The sequence below is a fragment of the Halobacillus sp. Marseille-P3879 genome (assembly GCF_900240285.1).
Taxonomy (GTDB): domain Bacteria; phylum Bacillota; class Bacilli; order Bacillales; family Halobacillaceae; genus Halobacillus_A.
Genome location: NZ_OESS01000001.1, coordinates 1,013,481 through 1,037,427 on the forward strand (window position 1 = coordinate 1,013,481; position 23,947 = coordinate 1,037,427).

The following is a 23,947-nucleotide window of genomic DNA, read 5'->3' on the forward strand; positions in this document are numbered from 1 at the left end:
CCACATCAGGATGTGACGGCCTGCGTTTTTTGTCGATATTTATCAATACAATATATTTAACGCAATTTTCTGAATATGATTGAAAATGTTCAAGGAACACCTTATAATAATTACGAAACCGCTTACAATACGCAAATATTTTTTTGGAGATTATTTGAAACATTGTTTCGTAATAAGAAACAGAAAGGAGGCAAGAAGTATTCACCGAAGTCATATGACAATAAAATCATTGGAGGGTGAATCATGAATACCGGAACGTTAGCACTTTTATCACTTTTACCGATTGTTGTTGTTGGAATTTTTCTCGTAGGACTCAGGTGGCCGGCAAGCAAAGCGATGCCGATATCATACATAGTTGCCGTTTTGCTCGCTCTATTCGTTTGGCAGGTGCCTGGAGCGACCGTCGCTGCTGCCTCAATCAATGGATTAGTAGTTGCTGGGACGCTGTTATACATTATTTTCGGTGCGATCCTTTTATTAAATACCCTGCAGGAGAGCGGCGGGCTGAAGACGATTCGTCAGGGATTTATCGATGTTTCTCCGGACCGGCGTATTCAGGTAATTATCATAGCCTGGCTGTTCGGTGCATTTATTGAAGGATCGGCAGGGTTCGGAACTCCTGCAGCGGTAGCCGTTCCCCTGCTCGTTGGATTAGGATTTCCTGCAATGGCTGCGGTGATAGCGGGAATGGTCATCCAGAGCACACCTGTTTCCTTTGGTGCTGTCGGTACTCCGATGCTCGTTGGTGTGCAGTCAGGATTGGCAGCGGACGCCAGCATCACCGATAACTTTCTGGCATTGACGACCATGGTCGGCGGTCGTGTCGCTATTCTTCATGCCATTGTCGGGACACTGGTTCCTTTATTCGTTGTAGCGCTCATGACTCGCTTTTTTGGTAAAAACAAGTCATTTAGTGAAGGCATTAAAGTGTGGAGATTTGCTTTATTTGCAGCCCTTGCGATGACCATTCCTTATGTGATCGTCGCTAATGTCCTGGGCCCAGAATTTCCATCCATGATCGGTGGTTTAGTCGGATTGGCTATTGTAGTGCCTGCTGCTAAAAAAGGTTTCCTTATGCCGCCGAAAGAAGAACATTGGGATTTCGAGGAACAGTCCAAATGGGATCCTTCATGGACAGGAAAAATCGAGATTAAAGATATCGCTCATAAAAGTGGGAAAATGTCTATGTTCCGGGCATGGATGCCTTATATCCTAGTCGGTTTATTTCTGGTGATGACACGTTTGACATTCCTGCCGTTAAATGAGTGGTTAACTTCGGTGAATGTGACAATTCCAAACATTTTCGGCACGGAAATAACGGCAAGCTTCCAGCCGCTTTACTTACCAGGCACCATTTTTGTCGTCGTCTCTCTTATCACTTTTGCGATTCATCAAATGAACGTCAAGTCTTACAAGAGCGCGTTGTCTCAATCAGGAAAAACAATGATTCCGGCTTCTGCTGCCCTTCTTTTTACTGTTCCTATGGTTCAGGTGTTTTTAAACTCAGGCGGGGGAACTGCAGGCTTTGGAAGCATGCCGATTGAGCTTGCCAATGGGGTCGCTGCCTTAACCGGTGACTTATGGCCGCTGTTCTCTTCCTTTGTCGGAGGTCTTGGGGCCTTTATCGCAGGAAGTAATACGATCAGTAACATGATGTTCTCGCTGTTCCAATACGATGTTGGCGCTCAAATCGGCGTCGATGCCACCTGGATTGTCGCACTGCAGGCGGTCGGAGGAGCAGCCGGAAACATGATCTGTGTGCATAACGTAGTTGCTGCTTGTGCAGTCGTTGGATTGGTGGGTAAAGAAGGAGACATTATCCGAAAAACCATCTTCCCATTCCTTTACTATGCTACTTTCGCCGGGGCCCTTGGCTACTCCATCGTATGGACAGCGGAAAAAGGCATCTTCAATATCGGAACGATCATTGCAGCGATTATTACGACGGTTGCCGTCTATATCATCGTTACGAATAAGAATCGAGATCCACTCGCAAGCCTTCAACAAAAAAAGAAAACGGTATAAGCTCTCCAATGATGGAACCTGGACTTCAAAAGTGGAATACCGTAAAAAGATAATATGAAAATGGCGCAGGGCCTCGTTAAAGACCCTGTGCTTTTTTATATGGGGGAACTGTGGGGGTGTCCCTTGTTTTTGCCTTTAAAGCGGAACTTCTCTACAGAATATATTAAGTTATTCCTGATGAAGAAGAATTAACGAAAATAGGAGGCGAAAGTTGAGGTATAGGAAATAATTTGAAATAATTGGAACTATGGAAGGAGTAAGATCCATAGAGAATAGCAAAGGAGGGGCCATGAAGAAGCATTACGGGGTGAAAGGAGGAAATAATGATGTTGATAGAAGAGCAGCAAGTAAAGTTATAGTTGGAATGAATTAATCTACCAATCTAAAGAATAGTTACTCAATACAGAGTTTGTTCCAATAAGAGATGTGGAATAACCAGGGGATTATTAAATAGTTCGATTTTCAAGTTTGTCTATTTCTTGTTATCAGTAAAGGAGATAGGTGGTTAAAAGTCCATAAACTAAAGAGGTGATTTGCAGTGGGAGAGATTAAAGTTGAATTTGAAGTGAAGGGATTCGGAGAAGAAAAGTGTGACGGCTATGATGACGCAATAAAAAGCTTTGAAATGTTAAGAACGAAGACTCTTCCTAAATCTACTACATTAGAGCAGCTCGAAACGATCGTAAGTGAATTATTCAACGAATTTAAAAAAAGCTATAACCATCCACCCTGCCAATTAGGTGCGAAAGTAATTATAAGAGCTAAGGAGAAAAACGACCAGGTAATTTATTTAGGATAACTCATATTTAGCAAGCTCATCGTAACGGAAGCAAACACGAGAGGCAGGCAGAGAATAATAATGTATAAAGCGAGACACCAAAGGCTGGAATTGTATAATATTTTTTTCATCGTTCTATTATGGAATATATTATCATCTCATTATGGAAATTCTATTTTACTTTTCTTAATCGTTTTACTGTTGACTGCAGGATTGGCTTTGATTCGATTTGAACTTGAAATACGCAATGATCACATCGTATATCAAATAGGATTCTATAAAAAATCTATAATAAACAAGAAAATAGAACCTGCTCAAATCAAACAATTAAAATTTACTCGAGTCGGCTGGGCTAAGAAAGCAGCAATTATAAAACTACATAAAGGAATTAACATTAGATTGGCTGGATTCGACCCTGAAGAAGTGTATGACCAGTTGATTCAGTTTGGAGAGCAGCAAGACCTAACGATCCTTAAAACAAAGGACTATGCCGTTTTAGAAAGAATGAGGTAAAATAATTCACCATCATACAAGGAGGGGATTATTTGGAAATAAGAAAAGTGACATTAAAAACTAAGGATCTTCAGGTAATGAGAAGCTTTTATACTGAAACTCTTGGGATGTCACTAGAAGAAGAAAATAGGGATAGCTTCCAAATTTCTGCGGGTTCAAGTCAACTAGAATTCACGTCTAATAATGTTAAGGATGAACCCTGCTATCATTTTGCTTTTAATATTCCATCAAATAAATTCAAAGAGGCAAAAGCCTGGGTTAATACTAGAGTTGAAATAAATTGTGAGGAAGGTGAAGATGAGGCCTACTTTTCTCATATGAATGCTCACTCTCTCTACTTTTATGATCCGGCCGGAAATATTGTCGAATTCATCTCCAGACATTCCACATCCCCAGCCAGTGAGGCTCCTTTTACAATAGAAAGTATACTTAATATCAGTGAGGTTGGTTTAACCGTTGGGGACGCCTGTAAAGCAGGCGAACAATTAACTGCTATAGGAGTTAAAGAACGGGACAACTGCCCAATAAGCAACTCCTCACTTAATTTTATGGGGGATAAGAAGACTGGTTCATTTCTTCTATTAAATCAACCAGGGAGAAAATGGATATTTTCGAATAAAATCTCAGCTGTTTATCCGCTTGAGGTTCAGTTAGATACAAATAACCGCGTTGTAATTAATGAGGATGATGAGTTATTAATTAATCCAACAGTTGAATAAATAGAGATAACTGGTCGTGCTGCTCTCAATTATTTTTTACATTAATCTTCCTTAAGATTGTAATTTTCTCCTTTCAAATGAATATCCATGTATTTGAAAGGAGTGGTTAAAAATGAATGAAGAGTACAATGAAGAAACAAGGAATTTGCATGATCAGTGTAAAAAATACAGTTTTTATCATGTTACCTTAACAATGAGAGATGGCAGCTCTTTTGATGGAATTATCGAAGACGTAGACAGGGACAGAGTTAGTGTATTAGTCGGTGAAGATGTCATGGAAGGAGAAAGTGAGCATCAAGGGGATAATCGTCAATATTTTGATGGATATGGGAGGCCGAGAAGGAGATTTCGGCGGTTTCGACGTCGCAACTTCCCACTTGGGTCGTTAGCAGCATTAGCACTATTGCCTTATGTTACTCCCTACCCCTACTATCCTTATTACCCTCAGCCGTATTACCCTTATCCTTATTATTAAAAGTGGTGCGCCCGGGGTCCTTTCCATACTAATAACGATAAGGAACTTCGTAAAAGGAAGTTCCTTTATTTTTTTAAAAAAAGTTATGAGTTTACCCTTTCGCGTATAATGGAGGCAGATATCCTGGTCACCAAAGCAGAGAATAGTTGAATAAGGTTAGATTAACGAAATTTGAATAAGTGTATAAGGCAGTTATATTAATCGAAAAGCTTTGATATTTGTTCATTGTATGGTGAGGCTTTGCTACCTTAACTAAGGCGTACTTTTAGATCTAAGAAATAACTTTTTTCCATTCTTGATTCGAATTTTTCTTTGTCTGTGAAAGACTGTTAAGAATGTAGACGTTATGACAAGCATCATCCCCACAATTTGCAACAAACTCAATGAATCTCCAAAAATGAGCACCCCAACTAATATGGCCACAATGGGTTCCATTGCTCCCAGGATAGCGGCTTTGCTGGATTCAATATAGCTTAGTCCGAATGTGTATAACGTATAGGCTAAGATCGTTGATATCACAGCGATTCCAAAAATATTAAGCCATACATCGAGGGATTGAAAAGCTTCTGTTTTTTTCCATATTCCACTTGTAGGAAAGATGAATAAACTCCCCATCAGCAACGCATATACAGTAATGGTTAAGAAGTTATACTGCCAGCTGATGAGTTTCCCTATCACACTATAAAGGGCACAGAAAAAAGCAGACAATAACCCAAGGAGAATACTTGTAATTGGAATGAAACCACTATTTAGAGGTAGTAATTTAATAGCGAGTGAGCAGCCGACAATGGTAAGGATAATGGAAGTGATTTTCCGTCGAGTGATTTGTTCTTTAAAAATTAATTTCGATAAAATTGCAACAAACACAGGAGATGTGTAAAGTAATACTACTGCAATGGATAACGAGCTCTGCTCCATAACAGTAAAATAACACCAATTAAATATGACGATACTTACAACACCTAAACCGATAAAGTGGGGGATGTGCTTTAGTTGAATACGCAGATGCTTTCGCAGGAATAAACCCATCAAAAGGAGAAGGATAAGGGTTGCACTAGTCAGTCGAATCGTCACAATTTCCCATGCTGTAAAACCATGGCCGTACAAAGATTCTACAAATAATCCTGTTAATCCCCAAAAACTTGCTCCAAGAATTGTTATGAGGTAGGCATTCTTCATACTTTCACCTTCTTTTCTCTCTTTTTAAAGGTTTCCGTAAGTTGGCTTTATGTCTTAGTGGATGGCTTAAGCGTAACATACTTTGAGGGAGTCTATGCTTAAATTTACATAAAAACAGTGATTAATAAATGAAATAGATTTTAAATGGATAAGTAATCAGTTGGAGGAATATAAATGATTGAAGTTAAAGGACGAAAAGTCGTATTAAAGGAAGCTACAGACAAAGCTATTGATGAATTATATTTTTGGAAATATGAAGATAAGGAACAAGAAGCTAAGAAGTGGAACGGCCCCTACATAATAGAAGAAAAATTATCAAAAGGAGATTACGAAAAAACATGGAAACAACAGCTAATTACCGCTGTACCTGCTTCTCTGGTTATAACGGCAGACGAAAAAACAATCGGTTATGTTGGAGCCTACTGGGTAGATCCGAATACCGATTGGTTAGAAACTGGTATAGTTATTTATGATAAAGCTTATTGGAATGGTGGATACGGCAGTGAGGCCTATAAATTGTGGATTGATTTCCTTTTCCGCCATACCCATTTACACCGCCTGGGCATGTCGACTTGGTCAGGTAACGTGCGGATGATAAAGGTTGCTGAAAAATTAGGAATGAAAGAAGAAGCAAGAATAAGAGAAGCAAGAAAAGTAAGCGACCAATACTATGATGCTGTGAAAATGGGGGTTTTACGTAAAGAGTGGGAGGCCTTTCGAACACAGTAAGCGAATTTCGAGAGTTTGGGGAGACGACTAAGGAAGAGAAGAGTGGTTAAGGTCCGAAGTGGTACCTTTAACTGCCCAGCTGAGTGTTGGGCTGACCAATAAAATTATCAGTAAAAAGCGTAATTCAGTTATACTGGGTTACGCTTTTTGCCTGAAAAAGCAGAGAATCATTTCGACGTTCTCTATAAATGTCAGAAAATATGTTATTATCATATATAATTTATAAATTTTTTTATAATTGCGAACAAATCTAGTAGATTCTGAAATGGAAGTAGTGAAGGCAGGATTTTTAGATATTAAACAGAGATCAATTTTGAAAGGGGATACACGAAGTTGCACTCAAAATACCTGGATTTACTGGCCCAGAAATATGATTGTGAAGAAAAAGTAGTCACGGAAATTATTAATCTAGAAGCTATTCTTAACCTGCCCAAGGGGACAGAACATTTTGTCAGTGATTTGCACGGAGAGTACCAAGCCTTTCAACATGTGTTAAGAAATGGGTCGGGAAGAGTTAAAGAGAAAATCAGGGATATTTTTAACGGGGTCATATACGAACATGAAATTAATGAAATGGCGACCCTCGTTTATTATCCTGAAGAAAAATTACAGCTCATTAAAAATGGTTTTGATAACGATCAAGAATTAAACCAGTGGTATAAAGAAATCATTGAACGTATGATAAGGCTTATTTCTTATTCTTCATCCAAATATACCCGTTCGAAGTTGCGTAAAGCTTTGCCTGATCAGTTTGCCTATATTATAGAAGAGTTGTTATACAAAACAGAGGAATCAGCCAATAAGGAACAGTATTACACTAAAATTGTCCAGCAGATTATTTCTCTTGGTCAGGCGGACAAGCTTATTATAGGTCTTGCTTACAGCACACAAAGGTTGGTTGTTGATCATCTTCATGTCGTGGGAGATATTTATGATCGCGGACCTGAACCTGATAAAATCATGGAAGCGCTTATCAATTATCATTCCGTTGATATTCAATGGGGAAACCATGACGCTCTATGGATCGGGGCTTTTGCCGGTTCTAAAGTTTGTCTCGCTAATATTATTCGGATCTGTGCCCGTTACGACAACTTAGATATTATTGAAGATGTGTATGGAATCAATCTTAGACCGCTTCTGAACCTGGCGGAAAAATACTATGAGGAAAACCCTGCCTTCAGACCGAAAATTCACTCAGATAAAAAGATATCCGACCATGAAGTATCACAAATTACGAAAATTCATCAAGCCATTGCCATGATTCAGTTCAAGCTCGAAAGTCCGATCATCAAGAGACGACCGAACTTTAACATGTCAGAAAGGCTTCTGCTTGAGAAGGTTGATTATGATAAAAATGAAATCACGCTTAACGGAAAAACTTACCCGCTGGAAAACAGCTGTTTTGCCACGGTGAATCCCGAACAGCCTGATGAACTGTTAGAGGAAGAAGAGCAAGTGATAGATAAGCTGTTATTTTCAATCCAGCATTCAGAAAAGCTGGCCAGACATATGAAATTTCTTATGAAAAAAGGCAGCCTATATTTAAAATATAATGGAAATTTATTAATCCATGGGTGTATTCCTTTGGATGAAAAAGGTAATATGGAAAAAATGAAGATTGAAGATAAAACTTATGGAGGCCGTGATTTACTTGATGTTTTCGAATACTATTTACGGCATGCTTTTGCTCATCCAGAAGAAACAGATGATCTTGCGACAGATATGGTCTGGTACTTATGGACAGGAGAATACTCATCACTCTTTGGGAAAAGAGCAATGACTACCTTTGAAAGGTATTTTATTAAAGACAAGGAAACCCATAAAGAGAAAAAGAATCCATATTACTATTTACGTGAAAATGAGGAAACCTGCCGCAGTCTCCTGAAAGAATTTGATATGGATCCTGATCAGGGCCATATCATAAACGGCCATACCCCCGTTAAGGAAATTGAAGGAGAGAATCCAATTAAAGCAGATGGAAAGATGATCGTCATTGATGGTGGTTTTTCCAAAGCTTATCAATCTACAACAGGAATTGCTGGATATACTTTATTATATAATTCCTATGGCATGCAGCTGGTCGCCCATAAACAATTCAACTCCAAAGAAGAGGTGCTGTCAAATGGAACAGATGTATTATCAGTAAAAAGATTGGTGGATAAAGAGCTGGAAAGAAAAAAGGTTTCCGAAACGAATGTGGGAGAAGAATTGTTGCAGGAAGTCTCTATTTTAAATCGCTTGATGGAATATCGCTATGTGAAATGAAACACACTTCTTAAGACGAGAAGGAGCTTGATATGCCAACATCCATGCTGGAAGGGCAAAGCCGGTTTAATTTGAATTATTGTGACGATAAGAAAACGGCCAATGCGTTCCATTCTCATCTGGAATATGAGATTTATTATTTTCATAAAGGCAGCTGCCGTTATTTAATTGGTGATAAAATTTATTTACTTTCTCCCGGGGATGTCATTATAATGGATGGCTTAACTTTACATCGGCCGAGAGTCTTTGAACGGGAAGAGTATGTCCGTTCCACCATCCACTTTGAGTCTGACTATTTCAAGGAAATTCTTAGCGCCATGAATATGGAAGAGCTGCTGAGGCCATTCTCTTCTTTAAAGTCCCATTGCATAAATTTAGAAAGTCAGGATCGTGCTGATTTCGAAGCCGTTCTTAAGAGGATGGATGAACATAATATCAAGAAGGAGAATCCTATCTCAGGGTACCGTTTTCAACTTGCTTTCATAGAATTACTCACTCTATTATACTCGTTCCTTAAAAGAGAAATAGATGAGAAGAGCGAGGGTGAGAAAGGATCCCCGGGGCAGATGGATTATGTGCAGAGGGTCGTTTCTTATATTGAGCATCACTATATGGAAGATTTAAGTATGGAGAAATTGGAAATTGAATTACATTTGAACAGGTTTTACTTATCAAAAATGTTTAAAAAGGTTACAGGTTTTACTATATTTAATTACTTATATCAAAGAAGGATCAACCAGGCAAAAATCGATTTTCTTGTGCATCCTGACCGTAGTGTGACAGAAGTCAGCTTCCTTATTGGCTTTAAACATCCTGCTCACTTTAGTCGCGTATTCAAGAAGTTGACGGGCATGACTCCTGAACAGTATAAGAAAAGCTTAGGGTGATGTTGCTTCTTTCTTTAAATTAGGAAATTACACAATCAGAGTTAAATGGGAAGATGTATTGGCTAATGGGAGAAAAGCCAATACATCTTTTTTTTATTATGGTGGAAAATGAATACTTCAGTTAGGAGTGGTGGGAAGGCATGAAATTCTCAGTTTTTACGGTTATGACACCGGATTTGAAGCCTGAAGAATTAGTATCATCTCTCCGGGCGTTTGGGTATGACGGAGTGGAATGGCGTTGTACCCCTATTCCGGAAAAAGTGAAGAGAAATCAGCCAAGTTACTGGGGGAATAACTTATCTACCCTTGATCCAAGAAACACAGATGACGAATTAAAAAGCTTTTACACGGGTTCAATGAACAGTGAGATAGAAGTCGTTAGTGTAACGCCTTATTTAACATGTGGAGATTTGCAGGAAACCGAGCGCATATTACAGATTGCAAACAAAATAGGAGCCGGTTCCATTAGGCTTGGGGTACCGCAGTATAATCGGACATTCCACTATAATGATCTCTTTGACCAGGCAGTTCATTATTTATATGAATGTGAACAGTTATGTAAGCAGTATGATGTGAAAGGCCTGGTGGAAACACATCACAATACTATTGCCGCCAGTGCAAGTTCAGCCTATCGGTTAGTAAGTCCTTTTAGTCCTGACCACATCGGTGTATTGTATGATCCTGGAAATATGGTCATAGAAGGCCATGAAAATTATCGGCTTGGGATGGAACTATTAGGTCCCTATTTAGCGCATGTCCATGCGAAGAATGCGGCCTGGGTGCCTGTTGAGAAAAACGAGGAACCGCTCAAATGGGAGTCACAATGGACCTCACTTCCAGAAGGATTCGTAAAATGGGAGGAAGTCATTAAAGATTTAAAAGCCGTAGGATACGATGGATTTATTGGGATGGAGGACTTCAGTGGAAAGTACGAAACGAAGGAAGCTTTACAACGTAATTTAGCCTATTTTAAACAATTATTAAGTTAAGAACAGCTGAATCCTAAACAAAAGGAGAGACTGGAAATGAGTAAAGTCCGGATCGGAATTATAGGAATGGGGAACATGGGGACCTCTCATGCTGCATATCTGCTCAATGGAGAAATTGACGGAGCAGAACTAACCGCAGTCATGGACGTACGAAAAGAAAGGATTCAAGAGATTCAAGAAAAGATGGGAGAAAAAGTCAAAGTATTTAATGATGCGGATGCCTTTTTTGAATCAGGTTCCATTGATGCTGTTTTGATTGCAACTCCCCATTACGATCACCCGCCGCTGGCTATTAAAGCTTTTCGTCATGGGATCCATGTGTTATGTGAAAAGCCTGCGGGTGTGTATACAAAACAAGTGCGTGAGATGAATGAAGCGGAAAAATCCAGTAAACTTATTTTCTCAGTGATGTACAATCAGAGAACCAATCCACTGTATCAAAAAATACGGGACCTGATTCTGACAAATGAATTGGGCGATATACGCCGGGTGAACTGGATCATAACCAGCTGGTACCGGTCACAAAGCTATTATGACTCAGGAGGATGGAGAGCCACCTGGTCAGGAGAAGGCGGAGGTGTATTAATTAATCAATGTCCCCACCAGCTTGATTTGTGGCAATGGATGACGAACATGATGCCAACCCGAGTCAGAGCGTTTTGTTATTTTGGCAAGTATCGGGAGATAGAAGTGGAAGATGATGTCACAGCCTTTGCAGAGTATGAAAATGGAGCTACAGGAGTCTTTATTACGTCCACAGGAGAAGCGCCAGGAACGAATAGACTGGAGATTTCCGGGGATCGAGGGAAACTAGTAGCTGAAGAAAATAAACTAACCTTTTGGAGACTGCGAGTACCAGAATCTGAATTTAATAAAGTCTATAAAGGCGGATTCGGAAGCCCTGAGACATGGAAATGTGAAATTCCTGTTCATGGTGTCGAAACGGGACATAAAGGAATTACCCAAAATTTTATAAATGCGATTCAAAAAGGTACACCTCTTCTCTCCCCCGGGGAAACAGGGATAAATGGTGTGGCTCTTTCCAATGCTATACAACTATCAACGTGGGAGGATAATTGGGTGAATTTCCCGCTGGATGAAGAGCTCTATCTAAAGCATTTACAAGCTAGAATAAAAAGTTCGACGATGGTAAAGGAAGAAAAAAATGTTTTGTTTAACGTCGAGGGTTCCCATTAAACGAGCCAACATACAGGAGGGGTTGTGACATGGATAAAAATGACGGAATGAACTATTCTCCAAAAGGAAAACCGAATAAAGTCGTCAGCGAAGGGGAGTTTGTTTTTGCGGCGATCGCTTTAGAGCATGGTCATATCTATGGCATGTGCAATGGACTAATCGAAGCCGGGGCCACTCTAAAGTGGGTATACGATCCGGATGCTGAAAAAGTCCAGCAGTTTGTTGAAGCATTTCCACAAGTTAAAGTTGCTTCTTCAGAAGAAGAGGTTATGAATGATTTAGAAATCCAATTAATTGCGGGTGCAGCCATCCCTTCCAAGCGGTGCGAACTCGGGCTGAGAGTCATGGATCATGGGAAAGACTACTTCACGGATAAAACACCATTTACAACCCTTGGGCAGTTAGAACAAGCCAGAAGGAAAGTTCAAGAAACAGGACGGAAATACATGGTCTATTATAGTGAAAGGTTACATGTAGAAAGTGCTGTTTTTGCCGGCCAGTTAATTGAACAAGGGGGGATAGGCAGAGTGATTCAAGTCACAGGCTTCGGTCCTCATCGGTTAAATGCGTCTGGTCGGCCAGATTGGTTTTTTAAAAAAGAGTTCTACGGGGGGATACTCTGTGATATAGGAAGTCATCAAATCGAACAGTTCCTCTATTACGCTGCTTGTGAAGATGCCATAGTGGTCCACAGTAAAGTGGCCAATTACCGCTGGAAAGAAGAATATCCCGAACTTGAAGACTACGGGGACGCCACATTAATAGGTGATAATGGAGCTACACAATATTTCAGGGTGGACTGGTTCACACCTTCTGGTTTAAGTACCTGGGGAGATGGACGAACGTTCATCGTAGGCACGGATGGATTTATTGAAATCCGGAAGTATGTAGAGATTGCCAGAGATACTGGTTCTGATCACTTGTATCTAGTGAATAGTGAAGGGGAAAAACACTTTTCATTAGAGGGAAAAGTAGGCTACCCTTTTTTTGGAGAATTGATTCTAGATTGCATTCATCGGACTGAAAATGCGATGACCCAGGCTCATGCCTTTAAAGCTGCGGAGCTGTGTCTTAAGGCTCAGGATATGGCTGAAAGGATCGAATAAAATCCGGTAAAAACGTCCGGATTTTAACGATTGTACGGTTACCTGACTTTATTACAGGATTTACGTGACGGATGACTCCGGCAGGATAGGGCGTAAAAGAGCAGAACCTTTGTTGATTTTGCTCTATTTTACTCAGGTACGTTAACCGATAAAGAATAAAGTTGACAATAAATATATAAATAAGGTACCCTTCATTCATACATACCATGAAAAAGTAGGTGCCGAGAATGAAGTTAAAAACAATGGTTTATGCGGCTTTATTTGCTGCGATTATGGGAGCGTTAGGACTGCTGCCTCCAATCGTGACGCCTTTTACGCCTGTCCCGATTACCGCCCAAACCTTAGGAGTTATGCTGGCTGGATCAATTTTAGGGGCGAAACGGGGCGGTTTAAGTCTGCTTCTTTTTGTGTTACTTGTAACGTTTGGGGCTCCGCTGCTTGCTGGAGGCAGGGGAGGTCTCGGGGTTTTATTCGGTCCGTCCGGCGGCTATATTCTATCCTATCCGATTGCGGCTTATCTCATAGGATTTCTCGTTGAACGTTTCTGGAACAAGCTGAATCTTGGATTGTATATCGCCATTAATATCATCGGGGGGATTCTCTTCGTATATGCATGCGGGGTGACTTACTTGTCTTTCATCACGGAAACTCCATGGACAAAAGCCATGTGGGCTGCTTTTGTTTTTATTCCTGGTGATTTAGTGAAGGTGGTAGTCGCGTCCTTGCTTGCTGGACAGATCAACCGGGTTTACCCAATCATGGATACAGCGAAAAAACGGTCAAACAAAATTACGAACGTGGCTTAAAATCGAGGTTTGCCTGTATGATGGCAAGCCTTTTTTCAACAATAAGAAAGCCGGTGAGGTGAAGGGAATGGCATGTATTGGCGGTACAATTAGAGAAACAGCTAGAGAATATCCTGATCGCGTTGCTATTTACACAGGGGAGAGGAGTATAACTTACCTGGAATTCTATCAATCTTGCAAACTTTTTCAGAGAAAACTTGCTTCTGATTTTTCCAGGATGAAAGGGAAGAAGATTGGTTTCCTGCTGCCCAATCAGCCGGAATGGCTGGAATTGTTCATCGCTATTAGTGCAAGCGGCGGGGTAGCGGTTCCGTTTGATCCCAAATGGAGCACAACTCAGTTGAGGGATGTCTTAGAAGATGCTCAGCCTGATTTGTTTATTTATGATCGTGCTTTCAGCAGTCATCTGGAAGGAATCGCTTATGAAAAATCGGTCTTGTTAGAAGAGTGGCAGGCATGCTTTCAAGACTATGAGCAGGAAGAGGTAAATGCCGATGACCCTTTTTACATTGGCTATACCTCAGGGACGACAGGCGGGCCGAAAGGGTTTATAAGAAATCATGCTTCCTGGGCGGATTGTTTTTCGCTTGGGAGTGACGTTTTTTCTTTGAATGAGAAAGATCAGATCCTATGCCCGGGCCCTCTTGTGCATTCTCACTTTTTATATGCGGCAGTTCAGTGCCTCCATATTGGGGCAACGTTACATCTACCCTCTCGTTTTAATGCAGAGGAGACTTGGAAGTGGCTTTGCACCGAAGAGATTTCCGTAATGTATATTGTGCCCACCATGTTCGAGGCATTAAACCGTGTGAATGGTAATACGGCTTCACCTTGTTTAAAAGCACTGATTTCATCTGGAGCCAAATGGGAAGAAGCTTCTCAGTATAAAGCCAGGGAAGTTTTCCCTCAGGCAGCTGTTTATGAGTTTTACGGGGCCTCGGAACTTAGTTTTGTCAGTTATCGTGCCCTCCACGAAGGAAGTCACTATGAAGGGACGATTGGAAAGCCTTTTCCCAGGGTGGAAATTCAGGTGGTTACAGAGGAGGGAAACCAGGCGAAACCAGGAGAAATCGGCGAACTATATGTACGAAGCCCGTGGGTTTTTGAGGGATACTTAAATCGGCCTGAAGATACAAAGAAGGTGTTTAATGGTGATTGGGCCACGGTTGGGGATCTAGCTGTGGTAAATGAAAAAGGATACGTATTCCTTAAAGGACGAAAACAAAACATGATCATCAGCGGGGGACTTAATATTTATCCCGAAGAAGTGGAAGAAGCGATCCGGAAACATCCGTCCATTAAGGAAGTGGCAGTGATTGGAGTAGAAGATTCCTACTGGGGTGAGAAAGCAGCTGCTTTTATCACAACCAGGAAGGGAAAAATATTTGCGGTTGAAGAAATGAGAGAATATCTTTCACGGCTTCTGCCTAAGTATAAATGTCCGAAAGAGTGGGTGGAGCTCGATGGTTTCCCCTACACGAGCAGCGGTAAAATCGCAAGGCGGGAATTACGAATCCCGGTAAGGAGGAATTAGATGCGAGATGTCGTCATAGTTAAAGCCAAACGTACACCAGTCGGGAAACTAGGGGGTATCCTGTCGAGCATCCCTCCAGAAAAACTAATGCAGCCGCTTCTTGTAAATTTAATCGAAGACATTCCTCCGGCGGAAATGGACGATGTCATCTTAGGCAATGTCGTTGGCCCTGGAGGCAATATGGCCCGTCTCTCTCTGCTGACGGCGGGACTGCCGGTCTCCGTGCCTGGAGTAACGGTTGACCGACAGTGCGGGTCTGGTTTAGAGGCGATACAAATGGCCGCCCGTCTCATTCAGGCAGGGGCAGGAGATATGTACATTGCGGGCGGAGTAGAAAGTACAAGCCTCGCCCCCTGGAAAATTAAAAAGCCTGCGTTCCTTTCCCACCCAGGCGGACCTGAATTTTATACGAGAGCTAGATTTTCACCTGATTTCATCGGTGACCCGGAAATGGGGGAAGCGGCCGAGAACGTGGCTGAACATTATCACATTACGCGGGAGGAACAAGATGAATTCGCCTGCAGCAGTCATCAAAAAGCGGTTAATGCACAGCGAAAAGGACTATTCGATGAGGAGATCATTCCCGTAAACGGAATTCGTAATGATGAATGTCCGCGTCCCAATACTACGTTGAAAAAACTAGCTCGCGTAAAGCCTGCATTCAAGCAAGGTGGCACAGTGACCGCAGGAAATTCATGCCCGATGAATGACGGAGCGGCTGCGGTTTTACTTATGTCCAAAGAAAAATGCCAGCAATTAGGATTGAAGCCGCTCGCACGGTTTGTAGACAGTACCGCTGCCGGGGTTGATCCTAACTTGCTCGGCATAGGGCCGGTTCCAGCGGTCGAAAAGCTGTGGAAACGACAGAATTTAAGTGAAAGAGACATTGACGTTATAGAATTTAACGAAGCATTTGCCTCCCAGGTACTGGCGTCATTAAAAGGGTTAAACATTCCTTTTGATAAAGTAAATCGATCGGGCGGTGCGTTAGCATTAGGACATCCTTATGGAGCTTCAGGTGCCATTCTTGTTACTCGATTAATGACTGAGATGAAAAGAGGGCATTTGAAACGTGGAGTTGCTACGCTTGGAATTGGCGGCGGCATGGGTCTGGCTGCCCTGTTTGAAGCTGTATAAATGAAGATGATTCCGGTATTAGATCGGGGTCATCTCTTTTTTTTTGCATAATTTTCAGAAAACTCATTGTGGTTTTTGGTCTCATTACTTATAATACTAATAAGTAATATAATTTCAAAAGACAGAATTGGAGCAGTACCTCATGGGCGAACGCGGAAGAAGAAAGGGGTCTGTCGGCACAGAGAGCAGGGGGAAGCTGCTTGCAGTTGCTGCAGAGGAATTTGCCGAACAGGGCTATCACCGTACTAAAGTCAGTGCCATTGTTAAGCGGGCAGGGTTTACACAGCCGACGTTTTATTTATACTTTGCGAGCAAAGAGGATCTTTACCAGGAGCTTGTCGATTCGTTCCAGGAAAAATTAGGACAGCTTACGATTGCCAGCCGTCTTGAAGCCGAGCTGGATGTCATTTCACTTCCAGACCGGATTACAGCACGACTGGCAAGGATTCTTCAGTTTCTCGCTGACGATCCCAGTTTAACGAAAATCGGCTTTTATGAATCCGAGGAAGCAGCAGTTATTAAACAGGGGATGGTGGATCAGATTCATGAGAACTTACTTTTTGAACAGCACAATAATTATTTTGCCAGTCACTTGAACATGGAGTTAATTGCTCAGGTACTGGTAGGGGCAATTGAACGGATGACCATAACAAAGCTGTTCACCAACGAGGTGGCTCCAGGAGAGCTGGCAAGGGAAATCGTGGATTTTTTTCTATATGGAATGCTGACAAGGGAAGAAAAATAAAAATATAGGGACCGGTGAACGAATGGGATCTTTAAAAAGGCAACAAATCGAGAAGCTGGATGCGGAGTGGATGGAATTAATGAAGCTGGCGAAGGTTCTTGGATTTTCGGTAAAGGAGGTAAAGGAGTTTATTGTTTCTCATCCGAAGAAGGGTGAGCGTTCACGGACTCAAGAATCATAGATATTAGGTACCCAGTACTAAAGGGGATGTGAGAGGATAAAAATCGATTGGTCGCATAAAAATGCTCTTGAAGACATAAAGTCCATTTTTACGAACGTGCTGACCGCTCAGAGGGGAATGATCTTTAAGGGTTAACGAAAGCAGCATGTGAAGGAGTGTTTGGCGAAGTAAAGCTTAGTTGGTTTTATAAAGTGAGAAAGTCGGAGATGCTCATCAAAAAAAGAGGTTGATATTGATCTGCCACAAGTTAAGCAGGCATTTGTCTGCTTTTTTTTATGAAACGATTTGCGGTCTCAATCGTTAGGAAGAAAAAGGATGGTTTAGTGAATATGGGTTTACCGCTCCGTTTCCATATGTTAGAGGTTTTATACGGTAATGATAAAATGGTCACAGAGATGGACCTTCATACATAGTCAAACGGACCATTCTTAGAATATGAGAGGTGTTGTTATGTTAGGGATCATTCGATTTATATTTTTTCTGCTTACGCTGCTGTTTGCAGGATATGGATTACTGACAGGGGACTTCAGGCTGATGCCGTTTATGATGCTGTCGTTAGGTGGTTTGATGCTGGTCTCGGGGCTTTATGAATGGAACCGTAGCAGGGCCGTGGGGTACATGTTTTTCATTGTATCTACGTTTGTGTTTTATGCTTTTGGCCAAAGCATATGGCTTCACTAAAGATTCTGATCAAATAGGAGAAGACCTTCTGAACAGGGATTCCTATCGTAATTAAAGTGGTTAACCTGGTCGCCCGGGAAACGCGTGACAATCAAGAATATCCGTTTATTTTTGAGGGAGAGTAAAGAGAAGCTTTTTATGAAAACGGAAAAAGATGTGCACGGAATGTTTGCTGCTTTAGTTAATAAAGACATGAAGACCATTAATTAAAGAACCCCGCCTGCAGCCAGGAAGGCGGGGTTTTCTTATTATAAAATAAATGTCCGCGGGAATCTTCGGTCTTTCCTTGCCGTGTATAAAAAATATAATGAGCAGGAAAAACTCGCAGAAATATGGAATAATAGAGACAAGGAGGTCGGGATAGGAATGAAATCCATCAAACTCAACAAAGCTTTCAACATGAAAGACAATAGTGAAATTAATTTTTCTAAAGGGATGCTGTTAATTGATGATAAAAGTGAGCTGCCAAATTGGACGGTCAGCCTGGCAAAGGTAAAAGAACCCGGCGCCTTTAAAGAAGCTTCCAAAGAGGGAGTGCATATCCGTTTGAATTTAATCGATACTGACGGTGGAACTTATATCGGGGATGCACTACCTGATTTCGTTACAAGTGATGGCTCGGTTTTGATGAAATCAAAAGGTGAACTTGAAGGGTAAAGAGTATGAACGAACTTAAGATTAAGCACAAGCAGGTGTGAATATGGAGAACATATGTATTGAAGAAATGGTTCCCTCCGATTGGAAGGATGTTCGTCGTATTTATCTTGAGGGGATAGCGTCAGGACATGCCACCTTTGAGACAGCAGCTCCATCATGGGAGAAGTGGAATGCCAGCCACTCATCAGCGTGTCGGTTCGTGGCCCGCATCGGTGACACCGTAGCGGGGTGGAGTGCTCTAAAACCGGTTTCTGCCCGGAGTGTATATGCAGGTGTGGCAGAGGTCAGCGTATATGTTGGTAAGAGGAACATGAAACAGGGAGTGGGAAGCCGGCTTATGGAATCTGTAGTAAAGGATAGTGAGGCTCGAGGATTTTGGACGCTTCAGGCAGGGATTTTTCCTGAAAACAAAGCGAGCCTTCAATTGCACAAAAGGGCTGGGTTTCGAGAAGTCGGCCGCCGGGAGCGCATTGGAAAAATGGAAGGCGTATGGCGCGACATTATTTTAATGGAAAGAAGAAGCAGCATAGCAGGAATTTAACTACACTTATAAGAAGAGCAGTTGCAAATGTCTTAGATGTCTGCAACTGCTCTTTTTTATACTAATAAATCTGAAAGAATCACAGATACTATATTTATCTTGTGTTTCAGGAGGGCCACACATGCAGGAAAGCACAAATACGGTTAATGAAAAAGTAATGGAATTGATCAAGAAACCTGAAAACGCTAATTTAGTGGCAAGTGAGCTCGGAGATCTATTTGCCAATTATATTGGCGACAGTTTATTTAAGTGCGTGTTTGATCATTTCCTTCTGGTCGTGGAGGATGAAGAGGTCAAAGATTATCTTACTTTTTCCCAGGAGGTTTCGAAAAAGCATCTCCACATGATGAATGAGATTTATAAGAATGAAAAGATCCCTGCTCCTGTCGGCTTTGGGGAACAGGATGTGCGGAAGGATGCGCCGCGTTTATTTAGTGATGTATTTATGGTTTTTTATGTAACGGAAATGGCAAGGTCGGGATTAATTACTTACGCCAGTTCCATATCGACTGCATCCAGAAATGACGTGACTGCTTACTTTGAAATGTGTTTTCAGGATACCCTTCAAACATTCAGGCGAGGGATAAAGTTGTTAAAGGACAAAGGAGTCGATCTTACTTCTCCAACGATTCCCTATCCTAAAGGGAACGATTTTGTAGAGAAGAAATCTTTTATCTCAGCGATTACGGGTAAATTGCGGCCGTTAACCGCATTAGAGATTATGCACTTGCAACTGAATATCGAAACAAATACTTTAGGGAAAGCATTATTGTTAGGTTTTAGCCAGGTAGCTTCTTCAAGTGCATTAAGGGAATATTTTAAAGAAGGGTCTGATCTTGCAGAGAAACAGGTCAGAGAATTGAGCCGTTTTCTCCGGAATGATTACTTACCTTCTCCTACCCAGATGGGGTATCACGTAACAGACTCAACGATCCCGCCGTTTTCTGATAAGTTGATGCTTTATAATACGACACTCGCTAATGCCATAGGCATCCAAAATTATGGCCTGGCTTTTTCCAATATGATGAGACATGACATTCACGCTCAATTCGCTGCTTTGACTGCTGGTATTTCGAAGTATTCAAACAAAGGGTTTACGATCTCTATAGAGAATGGCTGGCTGGAAGAACCGCCAACTGCAGCAGACCGTGACAAACTGATCTCAGGGTCAGCAAAAACAAAATGAAGAAACACGAAGGTACATTATAATGGCAGTCAAGAAGCCAAAAAAGCATGAGGCTTTATTTTGGAGCATTGCAATGCCGGGATTAGGCCAATTTCTTAATGGAAAATTAATAAAAGGGTTCGTCTTTCTATTGCTGGAGTTTGTTGTCAACGTACAGGGGCACCTGAACATGGCGATTATTCATTCATTTAAAGGGAATATTAAAGCAGCGATTCAGGCAACGGACTATCAATGGCTTATGTTTTATCCTTGTTTATATATGTTTGCGATGTGGGATGCCTACCGGGATGCGGACGGGGAGAAGAATGATTATTCCTATCTTCCATTTGTGTTCGGTGCCTTTACGTCGACCGTGGGTTTAATGCAGTCATCAACATTGCAACTATCTGGAATCTTATTTGGCCCTGTATTTTTACCAATGCTCTTTCTCCTGCCTGGATTATTGCTCGGAGGTATATTATTTCTTTACTTATCAAGAAGAGAAGCCTGATCGGGATTATTTTATGGCACATATAACAGCTGCAAAAATAACGAGAAAAGCCCTTTGTAACTCAGGGGCCTTTCTCGTTATTTGGGGCTATGTATGACTGCGCATTTTAATCGGAGAGCCGACCAAAGATCGGCCCCGAAGAGACGTCCTCCCTCTCAATTATATACATCCGCAGTAAAAGTGTATGGGCGCTGAATAACCAAAAAAATCCAGGGCTTAAAGCCCCGGAGTATGAAAATACGAGTTAGAGTTAGTAAGCGCGGACTCTCTTAATACTTAACAAATGCAGCACCAACAATTATTAAAAGAATAAACAACACGACGATTAAAGCAAAGCCTCCGCCTTTATAACCACCGTAACCTCCGTAGCCATAGCTCATGATATCACCGCCTCTTTGGGTCAATACCATACTATATGTCTTAAAGGGAAAGAGCGGAAAGGCGTTTACCCAGAAAAAAAGCCGGAGCACAAAGCTCCGGAAATTTGAGACAAAAACTTAACTGAAGGGAGGAACAAGCCGGCGGACGTGTATACACTAAAAAATAATGCCAGCCTGTTCCGTTTCTTATTATGTAATAGAGAAATAATTTTATACACAGTTGAGAGAAATTAGGAGATAAGTTGGATAGGGAGAGCTTCAGAGAAAATGTGAATCGTACATTCCAAATGGAAAGGCGTCCATGTGACTTCGGGATGCTGGATAATACAAAAAAGCTAAGAGCCAAAGCCCCCAGCTTATAAAAATTATTTATTATAAGAATTATTGTATAATAACAAATACTTTTAAAGATTCATCCGAGTACATATTTCGTGCAATGTAGCTCAGAGACATGTTTCTTTTTTCGGCTGCTTTTTCAATCATCTCTATTTCATTAAACATCGCTTCAGTGAGCAAGCCGGTGTAAATATTTTTTAAGAGTTCATAATACAGACCCACTAATTCGTCTGTGGTGTAATTATCGTGGTAGGGATTTCTCGTATTCAAATCTGTACTCCTTTATTTATTTTTCACCTGTTCTCAGTGTAAAGGGAACTGTTATATTAGTAAAATATAAAATAATTCAAAAAATAAAATCTTCCTTCTCCATTAAAGAAGAAGGAAGATTAGATGCAATCCACCTGCCGGCTATTCCCCCTTAGAACGTTTTTCTATTGTAAGCCGGCGGCGGTTGAGCTCATTTAAAAGCTCATCCAGGGACTGCGATGTTTCTAAAACCCGGGGGTCTGTTGGATCGTTTAAATACTGTTCGTACATGAGCTTACGAAGGTATTCGATCCTTTTTTCTATCTCTTTATCATCCAAGCAACACACCCCCACCGTTTTCTTATACCCATTTTAGAAAGGAAAACCACACAAGAGAGAGTGTAATTATTACCTCATAAAGGTGATTTTTCTATTTTTGGAAAATCACTAGGGTAAGGCAATGCTAATCCTTAAGGAGCGAACGTAGTTTTTAGCGATATGTTTATTAAAAGAGGAGTCCAGGATTAGAGGCCACTGAAAAAGTCCTTTCTAATCTAGAAAAGCTTATAAAGTTTGTAAAATGAAAGGAATACATAAAAGGGAGGGATTGGATGTTAGATCGACAGTTATCCAAGAACTTCAGACTATAATTCCGTTTCCATAAAATCAGAGGAACACCAAAACCAACTAGCGTTCCAGAGCAGCGAATCCTAAAGAAATAAAATTGAAGCGAAGAATAGTGAGTTGAACCATAGCCACGGATATGAGACTGCCTCATCTTCGGGTCTCCGAGGCATGCGTATACAAGGAGCATGGCGATATTCAGCCTTTAATCTAAAGAGAATGATGAAAGCTCATGGAGGAATAAGAGGGGGAAGTACCCTCTTAAGATTAGGCGGTTTGAACGAAGAAATCTTCAACCCGCCTATATTTTTACACATCACGTGAAATCGTGCAGTTCTTCAGTGGCCTCCAGTATTAAGGTTATTTTTTGAATTTAACAAAAGAATCGATATAATGAAGGCTGTGTGAAATGTTCTTATTTATTACAATAAAATCATAAGTGGTTGAGTCAATAAAATTGCAATGTGATAAAGCAGGTGAACCTATGAAAGACATAAAAATTATAAATCCAGCTTCGGCAGCCATCGTTATGGCTTTGGGCATCTTTCTATACGGGGCAATCGAGGCTTTTCCGTTTGTGGATCATTATCTCGGAAAAGGTCTTACGGTCATGCTCGTACTCATAGGCGGTGTCGTTTATTCTGCGCTTGTACGACAAATCCTTCGTCGTAACTTTCTCATTCCTTTTTTAAATAACCCTGTTAATTCTTTTGTGATGGGCGCCTGGATTGCAGGGATGTCCGTGTTGTGCAATGTTATGCTTAAATATTTCCCTGACCTTCATGTAATTGTGCAAGGGATTACGATTATAAATACGTTCTTTTTGTTTCTTTTCTTGATTTGGTGCGTATACAACTTCAAACGGCTATGGGACAGGCCGGCACAGCACGCAACGCATGGAGTTGTACTGCTTTCTACCGTAGCTGCACAATCCGTCGTTATTGTATGGTCTGAATTGTTTCCATTTGTTTCAGCTGTTGTAGTCTTAACAGTGGTGTCATTAGGGTTGATTTTTTACCTGTTAGGTGTGCTGCTGATCGGGATTCGTTATCGGGAGGATCCGAAATGGTCGCTGACGGAAGATTGGTCGAATACGAATTGTATTATTCACGGAGCATTGTCAATTACCGGCCTGGCTCTTGTATCAACTGAAATGATGTCTTCTCTTTTTTACCTGATTTTCTGGCTGTCGGTATTTGTTGCCGTCCTGAGTATCGAGACAGTGGAGGTTAGAAGAGCGGTTAAACGTGTTCAGGCTTACGGGTGGAAGAAAGGAATTTTTACCTACAATATTAGCCAATGGTCACGTAATTTTACCTTTGGTATGTTTTATGCTTTTACGATGGTGAGACATGATCAGCCTTATTATTTAAACACGATGTACGAACTTCATGAAGTATTCCTGTCTGTATGGGCGTGGGTGGTGCTGTCAGCGCTGATTATACAAGTTGGATTATGGACGAAGGAGCATTTTCCAATGTTTAGAAAAGGTGATGGACAAAAGGCAGTATAACAACAGGCGCTGGTTCTCTTGAAAG

General features: G+C 41.2%; 26 protein-coding genes. 22 read left to right on the forward strand and 4 right to left on the reverse strand.

All coding sequences use genetic code 11. From position 1 onward, the window contains the following. The first annotated feature begins 243 nt into the window (after positions 1–243). The 5 genes from C1A12_RS05070 to C1A12_RS05090 all read left to right on the forward strand — a co-directional run bounded on the left by C1A12_RS05070 (position 244) and on the right by C1A12_RS05090 (position 4,510). On the forward strand, positions 244–2,025 hold the full coding sequence (locus tag C1A12_RS05070) for an L-lactate permease (RefSeq protein ID WP_101842745.1): 1,782 nt from the start codon (positions 244–246) through the stop codon (positions 2,023–2,025). 538 nt (positions 2,026–2,563) lie between these two features. Next, a complete protein-coding gene (locus C1A12_RS05075) occupies positions 2,564–2,824 on the forward strand; it encodes a hypothetical protein (RefSeq protein WP_101842746.1) in 261 nt (86 codons plus the stop codon). 60 nt (positions 2,825–2,884) lie between these two features. Further along, the gene (locus C1A12_RS05080) at positions 2,885–3,316 is read left to right on the forward strand and encodes a hypothetical protein (RefSeq protein ID WP_101842747.1); all 432 of its coding nucleotides are present in this window, start codon (positions 2,885–2,887) and stop codon (positions 3,314–3,316) included. A gap of 32 nt (positions 3,317–3,348) precedes the next feature. Then, on the forward strand, positions 3,349–4,035 hold the full coding sequence (locus C1A12_RS05085; protein ID WP_101842748.1) for a VOC family protein: 687 nt from the start codon (positions 3,349–3,351) through the stop codon (positions 4,033–4,035). Between the two features lie 112 nt (positions 4,036–4,147). Continuing rightward, complete coding sequence (locus tag C1A12_RS05090) at positions 4,148–4,510, forward strand: hypothetical protein (RefSeq protein ID WP_101842749.1); 363 nt, start codon at positions 4,148–4,150, stop codon at positions 4,508–4,510. Between the two features lie 252 nt (positions 4,511–4,762). Here the strand turns inward: C1A12_RS05090 and C1A12_RS05095 are convergent, their stop codons facing one another. Continuing rightward, entirely contained in the window at positions 4,763–5,689 is a 927-nt protein-coding gene (locus C1A12_RS05095; RefSeq protein ID WP_101842750.1) for a DMT family transporter, read from the reverse strand. A gap of 174 nt (positions 5,690–5,863) precedes the next feature. Here C1A12_RS05095 and C1A12_RS05100 point away from each other — a divergent pair, with 174 nt between their 5' ends. From C1A12_RS05100 to C1A12_RS05175, 16 genes are all read left to right on the forward strand, one after another. Further along, positions 5,864–6,418, forward strand: coding sequence for a GNAT family N-acetyltransferase (locus C1A12_RS05100; protein ID WP_101842751.1), 555 nt, complete (start codon positions 5,864–5,866; stop codon positions 6,416–6,418). Between the two features lie 333 nt (positions 6,419–6,751). Next, complete coding sequence (gene fbp, locus C1A12_RS05105) at positions 6,752–8,683, forward strand: fructose-1,6-bisphosphatase (protein ID WP_101842752.1); 1,932 nt, start codon at positions 6,752–6,754, stop codon at positions 8,681–8,683. Between the two features lie 32 nt (positions 8,684–8,715). Continuing rightward, positions 8,716–9,570 carry an AraC family transcriptional regulator gene (locus tag C1A12_RS05110; protein ID WP_101842753.1) on the forward strand — a complete coding sequence of 285 codons (855 nt, stop codon included), beginning with the start codon at positions 8,716–8,718 and terminating at the stop codon, positions 9,568–9,570. A gap of 140 nt (positions 9,571–9,710) precedes the next feature. After that, complete coding sequence (locus C1A12_RS05115) at positions 9,711–10,559, forward strand: sugar phosphate isomerase/epimerase (protein WP_101842754.1); 849 nt, start codon at positions 9,711–9,713, stop codon at positions 10,557–10,559. A 36-nt stretch (positions 10,560–10,595) separates the two neighbouring features. Continuing rightward, positions 10,596–11,756: a Gfo/Idh/MocA family protein gene (locus tag C1A12_RS05120; RefSeq protein ID WP_101842755.1), complete on the forward strand. Its 1,161-nt coding sequence runs from the start codon at positions 10,596–10,598 to the stop codon at positions 11,754–11,756. 29 nt (positions 11,757–11,785) lie between these two features. Beyond that, positions 11,786–12,862: a Gfo/Idh/MocA family protein gene (locus C1A12_RS05125; RefSeq protein ID WP_101842756.1), complete on the forward strand. Its 1,077-nt coding sequence runs from the start codon at positions 11,786–11,788 to the stop codon at positions 12,860–12,862. Between the two features lie 227 nt (positions 12,863–13,089). Then, entirely contained in the window at positions 13,090–13,668 is a 579-nt protein-coding gene (locus C1A12_RS05130) for a biotin transporter BioY (protein WP_101842757.1), read from the forward strand. Between the two features lie 67 nt (positions 13,669–13,735). Then, positions 13,736–15,202, forward strand: a complete 1,467-nt coding sequence (locus C1A12_RS05135) for an AMP-binding protein (RefSeq protein WP_101842758.1) — start codon at positions 13,736–13,738, stop codon at positions 15,200–15,202. Next, entirely contained in the window at positions 15,203–16,339 is a 1,137-nt protein-coding gene (locus C1A12_RS05140) for a thiolase family protein (protein WP_101842759.1), read from the forward strand. Positions 16,340–16,481: 142 nt separating this feature from the next. Then, the gene (locus C1A12_RS05145; RefSeq protein ID WP_101842760.1) at positions 16,482–17,084 is read left to right on the forward strand and encodes a TetR/AcrR family transcriptional regulator; all 603 of its coding nucleotides are present in this window, start codon (positions 16,482–16,484) and stop codon (positions 17,082–17,084) included. Between the two features lie 22 nt (positions 17,085–17,106). Continuing rightward, on the forward strand, positions 17,107–17,265 hold the full coding sequence (gene sinI / locus C1A12_RS05150; protein WP_101842761.1) for a DNA-binding anti-repressor SinI: 159 nt from the start codon (positions 17,107–17,109) through the stop codon (positions 17,263–17,265). Positions 17,266–17,715: 450 nt separating this feature from the next. Next, positions 17,716–17,946 carry a hypothetical protein gene (locus C1A12_RS05155; protein WP_101842762.1) on the forward strand — a complete coding sequence of 77 codons (231 nt, stop codon included), beginning with the start codon at positions 17,716–17,718 and terminating at the stop codon, positions 17,944–17,946. A gap of 366 nt (positions 17,947–18,312) precedes the next feature. Beyond that, entirely contained in the window at positions 18,313–18,603 is a 291-nt protein-coding gene (locus C1A12_RS05160) for a hypothetical protein (RefSeq protein WP_101842763.1), read from the forward strand. Positions 18,604–18,646: 43 nt separating this feature from the next. Next, the gene (locus tag C1A12_RS05165) at positions 18,647–19,144 is read left to right on the forward strand and encodes a GNAT family N-acetyltransferase (RefSeq protein WP_101842764.1); all 498 of its coding nucleotides are present in this window, start codon (positions 18,647–18,649) and stop codon (positions 19,142–19,144) included. 121 nt (positions 19,145–19,265) lie between these two features. Beyond that, complete coding sequence (locus C1A12_RS05170) at positions 19,266–20,330, forward strand: DUF3231 family protein (RefSeq protein WP_101842765.1); 1,065 nt, start codon at positions 19,266–19,268, stop codon at positions 20,328–20,330. A gap of 22 nt (positions 20,331–20,352) precedes the next feature. Then, complete coding sequence (locus C1A12_RS05175) at positions 20,353–20,820, forward strand: hypothetical protein (RefSeq protein WP_101842766.1); 468 nt, start codon at positions 20,353–20,355, stop codon at positions 20,818–20,820. Between the two features lie 269 nt (positions 20,821–21,089). Here C1A12_RS05175 and C1A12_RS05180 read toward each other — a convergent pair whose 3' ends face one another. From C1A12_RS05180 to C1A12_RS05190, 3 genes are all read right to left on the reverse strand, one after another. Beyond that, positions 21,090–21,200, reverse strand: coding sequence for a YjcZ family sporulation protein (locus C1A12_RS05180; RefSeq protein ID WP_101842767.1), 111 nt, complete (start codon positions 21,198–21,200; stop codon positions 21,090–21,092). A gap of 381 nt (positions 21,201–21,581) precedes the next feature. Then, positions 21,582–21,806 carry a hypothetical protein gene (locus tag C1A12_RS05185; protein WP_101842768.1) on the reverse strand — a complete coding sequence of 75 codons (225 nt, stop codon included), beginning with the start codon at positions 21,804–21,806 and terminating at the stop codon, positions 21,582–21,584. 141 nt (positions 21,807–21,947) lie between these two features. Further along, entirely contained in the window at positions 21,948–22,124 is a 177-nt protein-coding gene (locus C1A12_RS05190; RefSeq protein WP_235001539.1) for an aspartyl-phosphate phosphatase Spo0E family protein, read from the reverse strand. A gap of 769 nt (positions 22,125–22,893) precedes the next feature. Here C1A12_RS05190 and C1A12_RS05200 point away from each other — a divergent pair. Further along, positions 22,894–23,922, forward strand: a complete 1,029-nt coding sequence (locus C1A12_RS05200) for a hypothetical protein (protein WP_101842771.1) — start codon at positions 22,894–22,896, stop codon at positions 23,920–23,922. Positions 23,923–23,947 lie beyond the last annotated feature (25 nt).